A 2,432-nucleotide genomic window follows, 5' to 3' on the forward strand; every position below is an offset into this window, starting at 1 on the left:
CAGGGCATAGACCGCTCCCTGTTGGAGTATCTGAAGCCTAAATCAGAGGACCGTTACAGCAAACTGGAAGCCTATTGTGATCTGCTCACCAGAGCGACATCAGGAACATATTCCACATCCGTTGTAGTAGGAAATCTGAAATTACTTCCCGGCCAGTTTATTGCCACCATATCTGAACTTGCAAGGAAGTGGCAATGGCAACGTGCTACAGTCCGTCAGTTCCTGACCGGTCTTGCCAACCTGGGCCATCTAACCATGGAGCAATTCTCAAAAAGCTATGTGTTTTCCGTAAGCCAGGAACAACGCCTTTCTCTCTTTGTTGAGACACCGTCTGATATATTGGACTTCAACGCACTTCAGTTTGTACGGTTCATTAAAGGACGCAACACTGCCGGTCAGGTGGCCCAATCATATAATTGTTATTTCAACAAGGTTATGGAATTGGCGGTAACGGAGAACGACGGAGGCAGACCTGCCCGACATGTTCTCAAACAGCAGGGTCAAGTATTTGACTCGCTGGCAAAGTCCATATTTCAGGTCTTGAAAATGGAGAAGGAAATGCCTGAAGAACTGTCGGATTCCATCGGCCTTCTCTTTGGAAAAGACCATGTATGGGACTGGCAGAAAGTAATAGAAATCCTTGGCATTCTGGCTGTGGCCATACGTGAAAACAGAAAGCCGGGTTATATGGCAGAACCCGTATCCCGTTATACGAAAGCAGAAGTTATTCTCCTTGACTGCATATTTGAATACTACGTGACCCGGGAACCTTTTATTATGATGACCCTCCTCGACCTGATTTAAGCCCCGTAGAGGACAGAACGGATGATAAGCCTGGGGGCACTTCCTCTATTGAAAACGGAACGGATTAAACGCCTTATTAACGATGCACGGCATGTCATACGCTTTTATACACTTCGTCTTTGTCCCGCTAACGGATAGATGCAACGACAGGCAGCGTGCTTGCACGTGCCACTTTTTTACAGTCTCGGGAAGCCTAATACCCCGACCGCTATGAAGCGGCGGGAGGGCTGACCAGATAAACAGCAAGCTGGGTCAGTTTTCTAAGTGTGCGTATGACCGCAAAGGAGACTGAAAAAAGGCTCAGAATAACGCAAAAAATAAAATTGTCATTATGGGTACTACATCAAAACAAGTCATGGATATAAAGACTTCCAAAGGGCTCTCACAGACGAGCAATGAGGAGTTACGTGCCTGGACGGATAAAGGATGGGAGCAGGCTATGCGTGAGGGTAACTATGACCGTAGCCGTGAACATCTTAATTTCGAGGTACAAAAAGGTGGCATAGTCACACCGATAGATAAGAAGCGTCCGCTGACAAAACGCATGGCAGAAAACCTTGCGTCACGTGGCATCAAGGATCCGAATGAAGGACTAGCCGAGCCACGTTTCCGGACAGTGGTCAACTTCATATTCGGAGGCTCAACCGACCGTATGCGTGAGCTGGCCTTCGGCAATCAGGTAGTTGACTTTGAGAGCAAAGGAGGTAACGAACATGTAAGGCGTATGCCGGAAATAGAAGAATGGGCACGTGACATTTATCGCTTCGTGGCAGATAAATATGGAGAGGAAAACATCATTTCCTTTATAGTTCACTGTGACGAGAAGAACCCGCATGTTCACTGTGCTCTACTACCGATAGACCAGAACGGCAAGTTTGCTTTCAAGCAGATTTTCCATGGACAGAACCGTCTGGAGTTTAAGAATTATATGCTTGCCCTGCACGACGAGCTTGCGAAGGTCAATGAAAAATGGGGCCTTACAAGAGGGGTGTCGGTTGTAGAATCTGGTGCGAGGCATCGCTCTACTGAGGAATACCGACGATGGCTGGCCAATGCCTGTGTGACACTTGAAGCCCAGTTGGAGAACAACAGGAAGTTGCTTAAGTCTCTGAACGAGGAACTGGCAATAGCCCAGAAGAAACAGAAGTCATTTACGACCATGATTGATAATCTGAAGACGGAGAAAGACCGTCTTGAAGATGAACTTCGTCCTCTTCGGGAAATGCAGGCCAACAGCGAGAGTATCAGTGCAGAGATTGCACGCAAGATTCAAAGTCTCGAATACCAGAAGGCTCAGGTTGAAGCTAAACTGGCAGACAAGGAAAAGAAACTTGATGAGACTAACCGGTTGCTTGAAGCTCTTCGTGAAGATAAGGCTGACATCGAGCAGCAAGCCAGGGAACTGGAAGACAAGGCCAATCAGTCTGAACTTTCATGGGCTCATAACATGAGCTATCACTTGAACGGTGCAATGCTTGACACAATGTCACAGGAGTTCACATCCCGCTATCACCATCTGCCGGAGGAAACAAAATCCTTGTTTGACGATACACTGATCTGCCAACTGGCAGAACAGGGAAATCATGTTGTCATGGTTGCCTTGAACCTTGTGTGCGGTTATGTGGACG

2 protein-coding genes are annotated in these 2,432 nt (G+C 47.4%); both read left to right on the forward strand.

Translation table 11 applies throughout. From position 1 onward, the window contains the following. Positions 1-804, forward strand: an 804-nt coding sequence (locus tag AB5935_RS24450) for a hypothetical protein (RefSeq protein ID WP_368327695.1), incomplete at its 5' end; no start/stop codon positions are given. A 331-nt stretch (positions 805-1,135) separates the two neighbouring features. Then, positions 1,136-2,432 (forward strand): MobV family relaxase (gene mobV, locus AB5935_RS24455; RefSeq protein WP_368327696.1); only part of this gene is annotated, 1,297 nt, incomplete at its 3' end.

Source organism: Phocaeicola sp. RTP21198st1_B8_RTP21198_201120 (assembly GCF_040929485.1).
GTDB classification, from domain to species: domain Bacteria; phylum Bacteroidota; class Bacteroidia; order Bacteroidales; family Bacteroidaceae; genus Phocaeicola; species Phocaeicola dorei.